Origin of the sequence: Streptomyces sp. BK208 (assembly GCF_004364245.1) — a bacterium.
Classification (GTDB): domain Bacteria; phylum Actinomycetota; class Actinomycetes; order Streptomycetales; family Streptomycetaceae; genus Streptomyces.
In genome coordinates this window covers 83,152-98,442 of the sequence record NZ_SOAV01000010.1, presented here as the reverse complement: position 1 = coordinate 98,442, position 15,291 = coordinate 83,152, and the positions used below count along the sequence as shown (strand labels likewise).

Genomic DNA, 15,291 nt, shown 5'->3' with positions numbered 1-15,291 from the left:
CGCACGTCCGCCAGGCGAACGGGCCGGCCACCCGGAGGCGCCGCCGGGCCGGGCGGGACCGGCCGCCCCGGGGCGCTCCGGGCACGGCGGGAACGGCCGCCCACGGGCGCTCCGGGCCGGGCGGGACCGACCGGTCATACACGCGGACCGACCGGGTACCGTCCGCTCTGTGAGACCACTCCTGACCCGCCTCTGGCGCCTGCTGCGCCCCGTGCAGAGCCGCGTGATGTGGTTGGTGAACGCCAAGTTCGTGGTCGGCGTGACCGGCGTCGTGCGGGACGACGAGGGGCGGGTCCTGATGCTGAAGCACCGGCTGTGGGCTCCGGGCCGCCAGTGGGGACTGCCGAGCGGCTTCGCGCACAAGGGCGAGGACTTCCGGCAGACCGTGGTCCGTGAGGTCAAGGAGGAGACCGGCCTCGACGTGGAGGTGGGCCGGCTGGTCCTGCTGAACAGCGGCCTGCGCACCCGCCTGGAGGTGGCGTTCGAGGCCCGGCTGCTGGGCGGCGAGCTGCGCCTCGACCCGTTCGAGATCCTGGAGGCCCGCTGGTGCCGCCCGGACGACCTCCCCGAGGACGTCCAGCCGGTGTGCCGCCCGCTGGTACGGGGCGAGACGACGCCCTGAGCGGGGGCCGGCGCCCGCCCACGGAGGTCGCGTTCTCAGCGCTTGCGGCCGGTGTCCGCGTCGGGGCCCCGGGGCCTCGTAGAGTGACCCGGACGTCCCCACGGCCCCCGCGCCACCGCTGAGTTCGGAGCCCTGCCCGCATGCTTTTCGACGTCTCCCGCGGCGAACTCGCCGACACCTTCGGCGAGCACCGGCTCGCGACCCTGCCCGCCGCCGCCTTCCCGCCCCTCGCGGCGGGCACCGAGGGCGCCCGCCTTCTCCAGACCGTCGGCGCCCCCACCGGAACGCTCCTGCTGCGTGAGCCCGCCGCCGACGAGGAGGACGGCCGGCTGCCCCTCGTACGGGACGTCGTCGACCCGGAGGACTTCGAGGGGGCGTCCCCGGCAGCGGGCGGCTGGCCCGTCGTCGGCTGGCTCCTCAACGCCCACCTCGCCCTGGACCCGGACAGCGGCACGGTGTACGCCGTCGACCCCGACGAGGAGACGGTGCGGGCACTCCACACGGACGTCTCCTCGCTGGTCCGGGTCACCGCCCGGTTCCAGCGCCTGCTGGAGGAGTTCGCCTTCGGCGACGACGAGGACGAGGAGGCCGGCTTCGTGCGCCTGGAGCGCGAGGTCGAACGCGTCCGCCGGGAGACGGACGACGTCGACCCCCTCCCCTTCCAGGACGACGAGACGGTCTGGGCGGTGGTCGGCGACGAGATCGCCATGGGCCAGCGCTTCGCGGGCGACAGCCCCGGGGCCCGCTCGCTCTACGGCTGACGGCTGACTGACGGCTGACGGCTGACGGCTGACGGCCGCGCGACCGCCGGGTGTCCGCCGGGTGTCCGCCGGTGGGCGGCCGACCTGGGCCGGACGCCGCCGGCAGCTCCCTGCTCACCCCCTGCTCACCCCATGCTCTTGGCGCCGTCCAGGGACTCGCGGATGATGTCGGCGTGCCCCGCGTGCTGGGCGGTCTCGGCGATGACGTGCATCAGCACCCGGCGCGCCGACCACTCGGTGTCGGCCTGGAACCACGGGGCCTTCGGCAACGGCTGGGTGGCCCCCAGGTCGGGCAGGTCGGCGACCAGTTCGTCGGTGCGGCGGGCCGCCTCGGCGTAGTCGGCCAGTACGCCCGCCAGCGTGTCCCCGGGCAGCATCCGGAACTCGTCGGCCCGCCGGGCCCAGTCGGCCTCCGTCATGGCCGTGAAGTCCCCCATCGCGGACGGCCCCTCCACGATGAAGTCCGCCCAGCCCCGCTCGACCGCGGTCACGTGCTTGACCAGGCCCCCCAGACACAGCTCACTGGCCGTGGTCCGCAGCCCGGCCTGCTCGTCGGTGAGGTCGCGGGTGGTGAAGCGCAGGAAGTGCCGGTGCTTGGCCAGCGTCTCCAGCAGGTCGGCACGCTCACCGGTGACGGCCGGGGCCTCGGTCGGGGCGCTGGTGTTCGGTTCACGGGTGGTCGACTCGTCGATGGCCATGGTCTCCGCCTTCCGGTGTTCCTGCTCCGTCGGTACGAGGCCCACGCTAGGCGTCATATAGGTCCGAACATGTCCTAGATCCCCGTTCCGGAATGCATGTCGCACGATGCGGCGATGAGGCGATGAGTTTCCCCGGCCGGGCCGGTCTACCGTTCGTCACATGCGTGACGTGATCGAAGAGGGCCAGGCAGAAGGAGCGACATGACCCAGTTGCTGCGAGTCCAGAACTTCACTGTCTCGAGCGACGGATTCGGCGCCGGTGAGGGCCAGAGCCTCGAGAAGCCGTTCGGCCACGCGGATCCCGGCCAATTGCTCGCCTGGGCCTTCACCACCGACCACCCGCCCGTCGGCCCCGCCGGGAAAGGCACCCGCGGCCTGGACGACTACTTCACCCGGGACTACGCCCGCAACATCGGCGCGGAGATCATGGGCCGCAACAAGTTCGGACCGCAGCGCGGACCCTGGCAGGACCACGAGTGGCAGGGGTGGTGGGGTGACGAGCCCCCGTTCCACACGCCGGTGTTCGTCATGACGCACCACGAGCGCCCGTCGTTCACGCTCTCCGACACCACGTTCCACTTCGTCGGCGGCGACCCGGCCGCGGTGCTCGCCCGGGCGAAGGAGGCGGCGCGGGGCCGCGACGTCCGGCTCGGCGGCGGGGCCACGACCATCCGGCAGTTCCTCGACGCCGGCCTCGTCGACACCCTGCACGTGGCGGTCGCGCCGACGGAGCTCGGCTCCGGGGCCCGCCTGTGGGAGTCCCCCGACGAGCTGCTCGACCGGTACCACCGGGACGTCGTGCCCAGCCCGAGCGGCGTGACCCACCACCTGTTCTGGCGGCGGTGACACCGGACCGACCGGGCCGGACGACAGGATCCCGGACGGCTGCCTCGCCGGGCTCCACCCGCGCGCCTCGGTGATCCGCTCCGAGGCCCTCACCCGAGGCGCGTCCTGATCACCGCGCTGTCACCCCTTCACGGGCGGGCGTACGGCCGGGTCATGACCTCCATGTTGTGCCCGTCCGGGTCGGCGAAGTAGACGCCGCGCCCGCCGAACAGACCGTTGGTCCGGCCGGGTTCGGTGTGGGCGGGGTCGGCGTAGTAGGTGACCCCGACCGCCTCCAGTCGCGCGATCACTGCGTCGAAGTGCTCGTCGGGGATGAGGAAGGCGTAGTGCTGCGACTGGATCGGCTCGTTACTCTTCTCGTAGTAGTCGAGCGTCACACCGTTGCCGAGGTCGACCGGCAGGAACGGCCCGAACGGGGCGCCGACCCTCAGGCCCAGGACGACGGCGAGGAACTCGGCAGACAGGTACCGGTCGCTGGCGTAGACGGCGGTGTGGTTCAGCTGGACGCCGGTCCTCGGCAGTTGGGATTCGTGCAGGTGCTGCTGGTCATGGGACATCTGTGCGTATCTCCGGTCTTGGGTCCGCTGGAACTGGGCGCCGGATGCGGGCGCCGGGAAGCGAAGACTCGAAGAAGGGGGCGGGCCTCTTGCCCGCCTCGGGCTCACGCCGAGGCCGGGAACCTCACTCGTGCGTGGCCCATGGCCGACCCGGCAGTCACCCGACCGACCTTAGCGATCACCACAGGCGGGGACAACACCATTCATCGGCCACATCCGGCCGCAGTCCGGGCCCGCGACCGGATCCACCGCGGCACGCTCACGACGGGAGGCAGAGCCGGCGCGGTCAGCGGCAGCGGCGACGAGAGACCGAGGCAGACGTGGCTGCCCTCGCCGCGTCGGATCGGCCCGGCACCGCTGATCACGACCCGGTACGCGCCCTAGGGGGTGTCGTTTGGATCTTGCCGTGGGTCGCGTCGGCAACAGGGCACCGTCGCCCGGAGCCGGCCTGATCCAAACGACACCCCCTAGTGGGCGACCTCCCCACCGCCCATCAACAGGCCCAGCCCCTCGGTGTCGTCGAAGGCGTCCCCGGACAAGCGGGTGACCCCCTCGATGGAGGGGCCGTCGGCGGTGCCGCGCAGCAGGTAGGCGACGCCGTCGACCGTGTCGCTGCCCGGCGCGGTCACCACGAGGTCGGCGTGGCCGTCGCCGTCCAGGTCGGTGAGGCCCACCGCGCTGCCGAAGTCGGCGTCCCCGCCCGGTGCGGCGCCGAGGTCGTCCCCGTCGAACAGCCGGGCGCCCGCACCGCTGAGCCCGTCCGGGCCGCCCGCCAGGAACAGCACCTGCTCCGGCCCGGGCTCCCCGTAGACGTCCCAGCGGGGAGCACCGGCGACCACGTCCGCGTACCCGTCGCCGTCGACGTCCCCGGTGTCCAGGCCGGTGAAGACGGCGTCCTCGTCCTGGGGTTCCTCGCCGGGCACGCCGGCGGTGTCCCGGTCGACGGTCGTCGTCCTCCTCCCCGGTCCGTCCTCCGACCCGTACACCACCGTCACCGAACTGCGGCTCGCGTCGCCGCCCCTGGGGCTGAGGACCAGGTCGCCGTAGCCGTCGCCGTCCACGTCGCCGATCGCTCCCTCGCCCGCGTCGGGAAGCCGGACGCCCTCGGGCTGCGTGAAGCCGTCCCGGCCGCCGCGCAGGTAGCTCACGGGCCGGTTCAGCTCGGCCCAGGGCGCCTCGGGGTCCGGATCGGCGGCGTGGAAGCTCACCAGGTCGTCGATGCCGTCGCCGTCCAGGTCCCCGGCGACGAGGTCCACGTAGTTCGCGTCGCCGACGCCGGGGGCGGGCCGGCGCGGGGCGGGGACTCGGCCGGTCCCGGCGGGGGTGCCGTCCCGCCCGAAGGGACCCTTGAGCAGCCCCTTGTCGGAGCCGAGCCCGAAGACCAGGTCGGGGTGCCCGTCCCCGTCGAAGTCCCCGGCGGTGAGCTGCTCGTCCAGGATCGGGTCGTCGTCCCAGGCGACGTGACTGACGTCGGTGCCGGGCACCCGCGTCGCGCGCCGCAGCCCGTCCTCGGACCCCCACACGATGATCACGCTCGCCTTCCAGTCGAAGACGGATGCGGCGAGGTCGGTGTACCCGTCCCCGTCGAAGTCGCGGGCCACGACGTCCGACCCGAAGAACGCCTCGTCGCGGTTGCTTCCCGGGATCCCCGGGTCGTCCTGCGTCAGGTACTGGCACCGGGCGATCCCCGTCCCGTCCCCCGCCCCGTAGGCGACCTCGACACTCCCCCCGCCGGCCCCGCCCGCCACGCTCCCTCCCGACCCGAGGGCCAGGTCGGGCCGCCCGTCACCGTCGAAGTCGGCGGCGCCCTCCGGGGCGGACGCGGTGGCGCGGGCGGTGTGGGCGGTACCGGTCCCGCACGCGTACGGGGCGGCGATGCCGTCCGGCTCGCCGTCGGCGATCACCATCCCCGCGACGACCGCCAACACGACGACGGCCGCGCCGCTCCCGACGCCCCAAGCCCGCCTGCCGAACCGCCGCCGCGGGGCCTTCACCTGATCGTCCGAGCCGTCCATACGGACGATCACGCGACGGCCGCACCACGCGGTTCCGCCACCTCGGACCGTCCGGTGCCCGACGGCCGGCAGATCCGCTCGCCCCGCCCGCTCCTCACGGCCGCCTCACGTGTGGCCGGAAGCCGGAGACGTGGACTCCCGCTGCCCGGCCCGATACCACGGTGCCACGCCACCCCCGGAGGGTCATCCTCCGGGCGCACCCCAAGTACGCCCCGGAGTTGACGTGTTGAGGACTGCTGGGGACCTAACGTCGGCCGTATGACCGCCGGATCGCGCACCTCACGCAGAACCGTCCTGACCGCCCTTCTGGCGGGAGCCGTGTCCGTCCCCCTCCTGGGGGCCGCCCCCGCGTCGTCGGCCTCCGCCACCGCGCTGGAACTGCCCTCCCCCGCCGGCCCCCGTCCCGTGGGCCGGCGCACCCTGCACCTCGTCGACCGGCACCGCAGCGATCCCTGGGTGCCGACGGCGCGGGGCCGGGAGTTGATGGTGTCCGTGTCCTACCCGGCACGCTCGTCCGACGGGGCCCCGGCGGCGTACATGACCGAGAGCGAGGCGCAGCGGCTCCTGGAGCTGAAGGGACTGGCCGGGGTCGTGCCGGCCGCGACGGTCGCGGGGACGCGCACGCACGCACGGCTCGCCGCGCCGGCCGCGGCGGGCCGCTTCCCCTTGCTGCTCCTGTCCCCCGGCTTCTCCGTGCCGCGCACCACGCTCACCTCGCTCGCCGAGGACCTGGCCTCCCGCGGGTACGTCGTCGCCGCCGTGGACCACGCCTACGAATCCGTCGGGACGGAGTTCCCCGGGGGGCGGGTCCCGCCGTGCGTGGCCTGCGACCGGGTCGGCGTCGACGTCGACGAGGCCACGGTCGTGCGGGGCCGGGCCGCCGACCTGTCCTTCGTGATCGACGAGCTGACCGACCGCCGGAGTGCGGGGCCGCTGGCGCGCGTGATCGACCCGGGCCGGATCGGCGCCGCCGGGCATTCGATCGGCGGAGCGGCCGCCATGGCCACGATGGCGGCCGACCGCCGGGTGCGGGCCGGGGTCGACCTGGACGGGGGCTTCTTCGTACCGGACGCGGGGCACCGCATCGGCCGGCGCCCGTTCATGATGGCCGGCGCCGAGGCGATCCACGGTCCCGGCAACACCGCCGGCGACTGGGCCGCCACCTACGACCGCCTGCGCGGCTGGAAACGCTGGCTGACCGTGGCCGGGGCCGGGCACTTCTCCTTCACCGACATCCCCTGGCTGGCCGAGCAGCTGGGGCTGGCCGATCCGGAGGTGCCGCTCCCGGGCGAGCGGGGCTGGTACATCACCCGCGACTACGTCGGCGCCTTCTTCGACCTCCACCTCCGGGACATCCCCCAGCCCCTCCTCCACGGCCCCACGCCCTCCCACCCCGAGGTCGTGTTCCAGAGGCCGTAGCCGGCCTCGCCGGGACCGTCACTCCAGCCCCTCCGCCAGCACCTCCGCCAGATGCCGCCCCCGCACCCCCGCCAGCTGCTCCAGCTGGGTCCGGCACGAGAAGCCGTCCGCGAGGACCACCGCGCCGTCCGGTGCCTCGCGCACCGCCGGGAGGAGCCGGTCCTCCGCGCACGCGACCGACACCTCGTAGTGGCCGTCCTCGAAGCCGAAGTTGCCCGCGAGGCCGCAGCAGCCGCCGCTCAGCTCGCCGGTGAGGCCCGCCGACTCGCGCAGGCGCCGGTCGGCCGCGTCGCCCAGGACCGCGTGCTGGTGGCAGTGGGTCTGGCCGACCGCCGGGCGGTTCACGGCAGGCGGGGTCCAGTGGGGGGCGTGACGCTCCAGGGCCTCGGCGAAGGTCAGGACGCGCTCCGCGAGCCGGGCCGCGCGCGGGTCGTCGTGCAGCAGCTCGGGCAGGTCCGTGCGCAGGGCGGCGGCGCAGCTCGGCTCCAGGACGACGACCGGCGCGGAGGTCTCCAGGACCGGGGTCATCAGGTCGAGCGTGCGGCGCAGCACGGCGCGGGCGCGGTCCAGCTGGCCCGTGGAGACGTACGTCAGGCCGCAGCAGACCCGGCCCCGGCGTGCCGTCAGCAGGGCCAGCGGCGACTTCGACGTGCCGTCGCCGACCGCACCGGGACCCCGCAGCGTCGGCGGCAGCGCCACCCGCAGCCCCGCCGCCTCCAGCACCCGCACGGCGGCCCGGCCGACGGAGGGCGAGAGGTGCTCGGTGAAGGTGTCCGGCCACAGGACCACCAGGTCACCGTCACCGGCCGGCCCCCGGCGCCGCCCCCGCCACCACCGGCTGAACGTCTCCCCCGCCAGCCGCGGCACCTCCCGCTCCCCCGCGATGCCGCCCAGCCGCTTCGCCACCGCGGCCAACGGCCGTACGGACACGAGGGCGTTGACGACCGGGGCCGTGCGCGTCCGGGCCGTCCAGCGCAGCCACACCGGCAGCCGGCCCATCGCGTAGTGGGCGGCGGGGCGGCGGCGCCCCGCGTAGTGGTGGTGCAGGAACTCCGCCTTGTACGTGGCCATGTCGACCCCGACCGGGCAGTCGGAGCGGCAGCCCTTGCAGGACAGGCACAGGTCCAGGGCGTCCCGGACCTCCGTCGACCGCCAGCCGTCCGTCACCAGCTCCCCGGCGAGCATCTCGTGCAGCAGCCGGGCGCGTCCGCGCGTGGAGTGCTCCTCGTCCCCCGTCGCCCGGAAGGAGGGGCACATGACGGACGAGCCCGTCACCGACGTCGTACGGCACTTGGCGACCCCCACGCAGCGGCGCACCGCGGCCGAGAAGTCGCCGCCGTCGGAGGGGTAGCCGAACTCGACGTCCACCGGTTCGCGCGGCAGGACGGAGAAGCGCAGGTTCGTGTCGAGCGGGGCCGGGCGGACCAGCATGCCGGGGTTGAGGAGGTCGTCCGGGTCCCAGACGGCCTTCGCGCGCTCGAAGAGGGCCACCGTCTCCGCGCCGTACATCCTCGGCAGCAGCTCCGCCCGCGCCTGCCCGTCCCCGTGCTCCCCGGAGAGCGAACCGCCGTGCGCCACGACCAGGTCCGCCAGCTCCTCGGAGAAGCGCCGGAAACGGGCCACCCCGGCATCGGTCAGCAGGTCGAAGTCGACGCGTACGTGGATGCAGCCGTCGCCGAAGTGCCCGTACGGCGTGCCGCGCAGACCGTGGGCGGACAGGAGGCTCCGGAAGTCCCGCAGGTAACCGCCCAGCCGGGCCGGCGGCACCGCGCAGTCCTCCCAGCCCGGCCAGGCCTCCGAACCGTCCGCCATCCTGGTCGCCGTACCGCTCGCGTCCTCCCGGACGCGCCACAGCGTCCGCATCCCGGCCGGGTCGGTCACCACCCGCGCGTCCACGACGTCCGCCGCCCGGACGACCGCCCGGGCCCGCGCGCGTGCCTCCGCCTCCGTGTCGCCGCCCGTCTCCACGAACAGCCACGCGCCGCCCCGCGGCAGGCCCTCCGTGGAGGGCACCAGGTCGACCGCCATGCCCTCCACCGTGAGCGGGCCGAGCGGCAGCAGCCCGGCCGCCGCCTCCGCCGCGCCCGCCTCGTCGGCGTAGCCCAGCACCGCCAGCGCCCGCGCGCGGGGGGACTCCACCAGCCGGACGGACGCCTCGGTCAGCACGCCCAGCGTGCCCTCCGAGCCGCAGAAGGAGCGGGCCACGTCCGCGCCCCGCTCCGGCAGCAGCGCGTCCAGCGCGTAACCGGAGATGCGGCGCGGGAGGTCGGGGAAGCCGGTGCGCAGACGGGCCAGGTCACCGTCCACCAGCTCGCGCAGACCGTCCGGCGCCCCGGCCCACTCCCGCCCGAGCCGCAGCCGCCGGCCGCGCGCGGTCAGCACCGTCAGCTCGCGCACGCTGTCCGCCGTCGTGCCCCACGCCACCGAGTGGGAGCCGCAGGAGTTGTTGCCGATCATGCCGCCGAGCGTGCAGCGGCTGTGGGTGGAGGGGTCGGGGCCGAAGCGCAGCCCGTGCGGCGCGGCGGCCTCCTGGAGGCGGTCGAGGACGAGTCCCGGCTGGACGACGGCCGTACGCGCCCGCGGATCGAGACCGACCAGCCGGTTCATGTGCCGGGTGAAGTCCAGCACCACTCCCGTGCCCGTCGCCTGCCCCGCGATCGACGTCCCGCCGCCCCGCGCCACCACCGGTACGCCGTGCTCCCGGCACACCTCCAGCGCCGCCGCCACGTCCTCGGCGTCCCTCGGCGCCACGACACCCAGCGGGACCCGCCGGTAGTTCGAGGCGTCCATGGTGGTCAGCGCCCGGGAGGTGACGTCGAACCCGACCTCGCCGCGGACGGCCCTGCGCAGTGCTGCCTCCAGATCGGTCATGCCCTCCAGCATGGGCGCTCGTAGCTCCGTACAGGTCCGCCGGGCGGAGATCTCGTCTCATCGGACGGACATGTCTTCGTCCGGTTTGGCCGAGGCGATACGCTCCGGCACGTGGCTGAGATCCAGATTCCTGCTGACATCAAGCCCGCGGACGGTCGATTCGGCGCGGGTCCCTCCAAGGTGCGGGTGGAGGCGCTGGACGCCCTGGCCGCCACCGGTACGTCCCTGCTCGGCACCTCCCACCGCCAGGCGCCCGTGAAGAACCTGGTCGGCAAGGTCCGCGAGGGCATCCGCGACCTGTTCCGGCTCCCGGACGGCTACGAGGTGATCCTCGGCAACGGCGGCTCCACCGCGTTCTGGGACGTCGCGACGCACGGCCTGATCGAGAACAAGTCGCAGCACCTGAGCTTCGGCGAGTTCTCCTCCAAGTTCGCCAAGGCCGCGAAGCTCGCCCCCTGGCTGGACGAGCCGACCGTGGTCTCCTCCGACCCGGGCACCCACCCCGAGGCGCGCGCCGAGGCCGGCGTGGACGTGTACGGCCTCACGCACAACGAGACGTCCACCGGTGTCGCCATGCCGATCAAGCGCGTGGCCGGTGCCGACGAGGGTGCCCTCGTGCTGGTCGACGCGACGTCCGGCGCGGGCGGCCTGCCGGTCGACGTCGCCGAGACCGACGTCTACTACTTCGCCCCGCAGAAGTCCTTCGCCTCCGACGGCGGCCTGTGGATCGGCGTGTTCTCCCCGGCCGCGATCGAGCGCGCCGAGCGGATCCACGCGTCCGGCCGCCACGTCCCGGAGTTCTTCTCGCTGCCGACCGCGATCGACAACTCCCGCAAGAACCAGACGTACAACACCCCGGCCCTCGCCACGCTCTTCCTGCTGGGCGAGCAGCTGGACTGGATGAACGGCCAGGGCGGCCTGGACTTCACCACCGCCCGCACCAAGGACTCCTCGTCCCGCCTGTACTCCTGGGCGGAGGAGGCCAAGTACGCGACCCCGTTCGTCACGGACCCGGCCAAGCGCTCGCAGGTCATCGGCACGATCGACTTCGCCGACGACATCGACGCCGCCGCCGTCGCCAAGGTGCTGCGCGCCAACGGCGTCGTCGACACCGAGCCGTACCGCAAGCTCGGCCGCAACCAGCTGCGCGTCGCGATGTTCCCGGCGATCGACCCGGCGGACGTCGAGGCCCTGACGAAGTGCATCGACTACGTGATCGAGAAGCTGTAACCGCTTCTCCCCGGACGACCACGCAGGGCGCCCCGCGGACCACCGCCGGGCGCCCTGCGTGCATCCGTACGCTCTACTCCTCGCCGAACAGCTCCTCGGCCCGCGTCACGCTCAGGGAACGGTCGAGCCAGGAGCCCAGCACATCGAGGTCGGTGCAGCCGGTGACCCGCTCCCGGACGGAGCCGGGGACCTCGATGCCCCGCACCTCGAGGATATGCAGAATGTCCTCGGCCTTCCCCTCGGCCTTGCCCTCGGTCTGACCCCTGGCACGTCCTTCGCGCCAGGACTCTTCGACGATCGTGTTGCTGCCCGGGAAGTTCGGGGTGTAAGTGGCCATCAGATGCCTCCAGTAGTCACGGCCCGGGCCCTCACCCAGACCGATTTCGACGATCTCCGCCCAGTCCACCCGGTCCACGTCCGCGGAGCCGGACTCCTCGGCGTCGTCCGCCACTCCTGACGCCAACGCGTCCAGTATCGCAGTCAGCGCCGGGTCCTTGACGTGGGCGAGCGCGGAGAAGACGGCCACTCCGAGGTCCTGGGCCGCCTCGGCCGACTCAGTGATGGCGGGAAGAATCCCAGGCCCAAGGACCAGCGGAAAGACGACCATGCTCGTGTGGAACCCACGACCGACACGGATCGGCTCCGACGCCCAGGCCGCGGTCGCTTTGTCCTTGCACACCACCAGAAGAAACGGCGGCAAGCGGTACTTGGCATACATGTGGGCCAAGTAGTACGTCCAGCTGCTGTGCTTGTCCGGATCCGGCTTGCCCTGCGACTCGACGGCGAGGACGAAGCCTCCCTCGTCACCAGGCACCCGCACCCGGAACACGCTGTCCACTCGGCGCTCAAGTGGCCTGATCTCGGTGAGATCAGTGTCCAAGGGCTCGATTGCGGTGTGCTCCGGAAACCCGATGCCCGCCCGGTTCAAAAGCCGGGCTAACAGCCCCGGATCCACCCGGAAGATCCGGTGCAACGCCTCATGCGGTGAACTGACCATGTGACAGAACGTAATCAGCGAGGAGCAATAAGTACGGCCGCACGAGACGGAATCAGCCGTACGAGTGAGACATGCCGAAGGCTCATGCCGCCGTCCATTGCTCGAGAGCTCGCCCCACGTCTTGCACCTGACACCGTGTGAGGACCTAGCGTTGCCGCTGTGGGCGACGACGGGGTGTGGTGGACGGTGGGCGAACTGGCGCTGGCGTCCGGGGTGTCGGTGCGGGTACTGCGGTACTGGGACGCGTTGGGCGTGGTGTCTCCCGAGCGCACGCCGAGCGGCCACCGCCGTTACGGGCCCGCGCACGTCACCCGTCTCTACCGGGCGATGGCCCTGCGCCGGACCGGCCTGGGGCTCCGGCGGATCGCCGCTCTGCTGGACCACGAGGATCCGGATCCTGCGGCGACCTTGCGCGCCCACCTCGGCGACGTCGAGGAGGACCTCAGGCGGCGGAGCCGGCTCCGGGACCGGCTCGTGGCGGCGCTCGGGAGTGCGAAGCCGGACCAGTTGATGAAGGTGATCGAGACCATGACCATGTTCGAGCAGTACGTGCACGGCTACCGGGCCGAGGAAAGCACCCGGCTCGCGGACCAGGCGGACGCGCTGGTCGAGTTGCTGCACGGCGACACCCGGTTCAGGCCCGGCGAACGGGTCCTGGAGATGGGGTGCGGTGTGGGCGCGCAGACCACCGCCCTGGCGTCCCGCAGCCCCCGCACGCACTTCGTGTCGGCCGACATCGCCCCCGAGTCGCTGGCGACGGCCTCGCACCGGGTCGCCGCGGCGGGGCTGACGAATGTCGAGTTCGCCGAGAAGGACGTGTTCACCCTTCCCGAGCGGGCGGGCGGATTCGGCGAAGGTTCCTTCGACCACGTCTTCGTGTGCTTCCTGCTCGAGCACCTGGCCGATCCGGCCGACGCGCTGCGGCGGCTGCGGCGCCTGGTCCGGCCGGGCGGCACGATCACCGTCGTCGAGGGGGACCACGGCTCGGCCTATTTCCATCCGGACGACGCGGCCGCGCGCGCCGCCATCGCGTGCCAGGTGACGTTGCAGCAGCACGCTGGCGGCGACGCCCTCATCGGCCGGCGGCTCTTCCCCCTGCTGCACGGGGCGGAGTGGGCGGACATCGCCGTCGGGCCGCGCACCGTCTACGTCGACGGCAGTCGGCCGGAGCTGGCGGACAGCTTCACCCGACGTACCTTCACCGCGATGATCTCGGGGGTCCGGGAGCCCGCCGTCGCGGCGGGGCTGATCGACCCGGACACCTTCGACGCGGGCATCGCCGCGCTGCGGCGCACGGCCGGACCCGACGGGGTGTTCTGCTACACGTTCTTCAAGGCGGTCGCGCACCGCCCGGCCTGACCAGGCCCGCGTGCACCCACCGGCGGCCGCTGTTCCCTGCTGCCTCTCCCGGCCCCCGGGCCCGGCCGTCCCCGACGGTCCTACCGGCTCAGTCGCTGGAACCTCCGCACCGCCAGCGGCAGGAAGACCGCCGTCAGCACCACCGGCCACACGCCCGCCATCAGCAGCGCGTGCTGTTCGACCCACGAATCGCCGCCGCCGACCGGTGTGCCGAACAGGTCGCGGGCGGCGGCCGCCGTGGAGGAGACGGGGTTCCACGCGGCCACCCAGCCCAGCCAGTCGGGCATGAGCTGCGGGGCGACGAAGATGCTGGAGATCATCGTCAGCGGGAAGGCCACGGCGAACAGGCCGCCCGCCGCCTCCGGGTTGGGGACCAGCAGGCCCAGCCACACACCGATCCAGATGAGCGCGAACCGCAGCCACAGCAGCAGTCCGAACGCGGCCAGGAACCCCCAGCCGCCGTCCGGGCGCCAGCCCATGGCCATCGCCGTCAGCATCATGATGGCCAGCTCGGCGCAGGCGACCAGCAGGTCGGTGACCCCACGCCCGGCCACCACCGCGGACGAGGCCATCGGCATGGAGCGGAACCGGTCGGTGACGCCCTTGACGGAGTCGTGGACCACGACGGTCGCGGTGTTGATGAAACCGAAGGCCATGGTCATCGCGAACATGCCCGGCATCAGGAAGTCCTTGTAGTCCCCGCCGCCCGGCACCGTCATCGCGCTGCCGAAGACGTAGCCGTAGAGGAGGACGGACAGGATCGGGAAGCCGAGCTGCCAGGCGATGTTGACGGGCTGGCGCCGGTAGTGGAGCAGGCCGCGGCGGACGAGGTTGGCGCAGTCGGCGAGCAGCCAGTGCAGCCGCCCGCGCTCGGGCGCGGCCGTGGCCGGGTCGAGGGCGCTCATGCCGCCACCGCCTCCTCCGCGGCAGTCGTACGGAGTCCGGTCAGGCGCAGGAACACGTCGTCGAGGCTCGGCCGGCGCAGGCCGATGTCCTCCACGGCGACGCCCTCGTCCTGGAGGGTGCGGGCCACCTCGGTCAGCGCCGCCACCCGGTCGGTGACCGGGGCGTGCACGCGCGAAGCCTCCTCGTCCGCCTCGGGTTCGCCCTCGCAGACCCGGGCCACGGTCTTCACCACCCTCGGGATCTCGGCCCGGTCGGCGACCACGACCTCGATGCGGTCGCCGCCCACCAGGTCCTTCAGCCCGTTGGGGGTGTCGTCGGCGATGGCCCGGCCCTGGTCGATGACGGTGATGCGGGAGGCGAGCTTGTCGGCCTCCTCCAGGTACTGCGTGGTGAGCAGCACCGTCGTGCCGTCCGCCACCAGTGCGCGGACCGCCTCCCAGACCTCGCCGCGGCTGCGCGGGTCGAGGCCGGTGGTCGGCTCGTCCAGGAACAGGACGGCCGGGGAGAGGATCATCGACGCCGCGAGGTCGAGGCGCCGCCGCATGCCGCCGCTGTACTCGCCCACCCCGCGGTCGGCGGCGTCGGCCAGGTCGAACCGCTCCAGCAGCTCGGCCGCCCGGACCCGGGCCCGCCTGCCGCCCAGGTGGAACAGGCGCCCGAACATCTCCAGGTTCTGCCGGCCGGTGAGCACCTCGTCCACGGCCGCGTACTGGCCGGTCAGACCGATCCTCGCGCGCACCTGCCGGGCCTGCCGGACGACGTCGAGGCCCGCCACCTCGGCCCGTCCCCCGTCCAGCCGGACCAGCGTGGACAGGATGCGCACGGCCGTGGTCTTGCCCGCGCCGTTCGGCCCGAGCAGGCCGTGCACGGTGCCCTCGCGGACGGCCAGGCCGAAGCCGGCCAGCGCGTGCTTGTCGCCGTACCGCTTCTCCATGCCTTCGGCCCGCACCGCGTATCTCTCACCCATGGGTCCCCGTCCCTCCCTCTTGCCGACGCACAACTGGGTACAC

13 protein-coding genes are annotated in these 15,291 nt (G+C 73.4%); 6 read left to right on the top strand and 7 right to left on the bottom strand.

Annotated elements, in window-relative coordinates; all coding sequences use genetic code 11:
- Positions 1-169 precede the first annotated feature (169 nt).
- Together EV562_RS24190 and EV562_RS24185 are read left to right on the top strand one after the other, a co-directional pair.
- Positions 170-622, top strand: a complete 453-nt coding sequence (locus EV562_RS24190) for an NUDIX domain-containing protein (protein ID WP_133888954.1) — start codon at positions 170-172, stop codon at positions 620-622.
- 140 nt (positions 623-762) lie between these two features.
- Positions 763-1,383 (top strand): SUKH-4 family immunity protein, encoded by a 621-nt coding sequence (locus tag EV562_RS24185; RefSeq protein WP_133888953.1) that lies wholly within the window; start codon positions 763-765, stop codon positions 1,381-1,383.
- Positions 1,384-1,508: 125 nt separating this feature from the next.
- Here the strand turns inward: EV562_RS24185 and EV562_RS24180 are convergent, their stop codons facing one another.
- Positions 1,509-2,081 carry a DinB family protein gene (locus EV562_RS24180; protein ID WP_166661982.1) on the bottom strand — a complete coding sequence of 191 codons (573 nt, stop codon included), beginning with the start codon at positions 2,079-2,081 and terminating at the stop codon, positions 1,509-1,511.
- Positions 2,082-2,282: 201 nt separating this feature from the next.
- Here EV562_RS24180 and EV562_RS24175 point away from each other — a divergent pair, with 201 nt between their 5' ends.
- Positions 2,283-2,927 (top strand): dihydrofolate reductase family protein, encoded by a 645-nt coding sequence (locus EV562_RS24175; protein ID WP_133888952.1) that lies wholly within the window; start codon positions 2,283-2,285, stop codon positions 2,925-2,927.
- A 128-nt stretch (positions 2,928-3,055) separates the two neighbouring features.
- Here EV562_RS24175 and EV562_RS24170 read toward each other — a convergent pair whose 3' ends face one another.
- Complete coding sequence (locus tag EV562_RS24170) at positions 3,056-3,484, bottom strand: VOC family protein (RefSeq protein ID WP_133888951.1); 429 nt, start codon at positions 3,482-3,484, stop codon at positions 3,056-3,058.
- A gap of 467 nt (positions 3,485-3,951) precedes the next feature.
- Positions 3,952-5,511, bottom strand: coding sequence for an FG-GAP-like repeat-containing protein (locus EV562_RS24165; RefSeq protein ID WP_243860143.1), 1,560 nt, complete (start codon positions 5,509-5,511; stop codon positions 3,952-3,954).
- 246 nt (positions 5,512-5,757) lie between these two features.
- On the opposite strand from EV562_RS24165, the gene EV562_RS24160 reads away from it, so the two are divergent.
- Positions 5,758-6,918, top strand: coding sequence for an alpha/beta hydrolase (locus tag EV562_RS24160; RefSeq protein WP_133888950.1), 1,161 nt, complete (start codon positions 5,758-5,760; stop codon positions 6,916-6,918).
- A gap of 18 nt (positions 6,919-6,936) precedes the next feature.
- Here the strand turns inward: EV562_RS24160 and EV562_RS24155 are convergent, their stop codons facing one another.
- Positions 6,937-9,789: an FAD-binding and (Fe-S)-binding domain-containing protein gene (locus EV562_RS24155; protein ID WP_133888949.1), complete on the bottom strand. Its 2,853-nt coding sequence runs from the start codon at positions 9,787-9,789 to the stop codon at positions 6,937-6,939.
- A gap of 111 nt (positions 9,790-9,900) precedes the next feature.
- Here EV562_RS24155 and serC point away from each other — a divergent pair, with 111 nt between their 5' ends.
- Complete coding sequence (gene serC, locus EV562_RS24150) at positions 9,901-11,019, top strand: phosphoserine transaminase (protein ID WP_133888948.1); 1,119 nt, start codon at positions 9,901-9,903, stop codon at positions 11,017-11,019.
- Between the two features lie 73 nt (positions 11,020-11,092).
- On the opposite strand, the gene EV562_RS24145 is transcribed toward serC, so the two are convergent.
- Positions 11,093-12,016, bottom strand: coding sequence for a hypothetical protein (locus EV562_RS24145; protein ID WP_133888947.1), 924 nt, complete (start codon positions 12,014-12,016; stop codon positions 11,093-11,095).
- A 159-nt stretch (positions 12,017-12,175) separates the two neighbouring features.
- On the opposite strand from EV562_RS24145, the gene EV562_RS24140 reads away from it, so the two are divergent.
- The gene (locus tag EV562_RS24140; RefSeq protein ID WP_133888946.1) at positions 12,176-13,375 is read left to right on the top strand and encodes a methyltransferase; all 1,200 of its coding nucleotides are present in this window, start codon (positions 12,176-12,178) and stop codon (positions 13,373-13,375) included.
- 80 nt (positions 13,376-13,455) lie between these two features.
- Here the strand turns inward: EV562_RS24140 and EV562_RS24135 are convergent, their stop codons facing one another.
- Together EV562_RS24135 and EV562_RS24130 are read right to left on the bottom strand one after the other, a co-directional pair.
- The gene (locus tag EV562_RS24135; protein ID WP_133888945.1) at positions 13,456-14,280 is read right to left on the bottom strand and encodes an ABC transporter permease; all 825 of its coding nucleotides are present in this window, start codon (positions 14,278-14,280) and stop codon (positions 13,456-13,458) included.
- Positions 14,277-15,248, bottom strand: a complete 972-nt coding sequence (locus EV562_RS24130) for an ATP-binding cassette domain-containing protein (protein ID WP_133888944.1) — start codon at positions 15,246-15,248, stop codon at positions 14,277-14,279. The genes EV562_RS24135 and EV562_RS24130 overlap by 4 nt, the downstream gene beginning before the upstream one ends.
- Between the last annotated feature and the right edge of the window lie 43 nt (positions 15,249-15,291).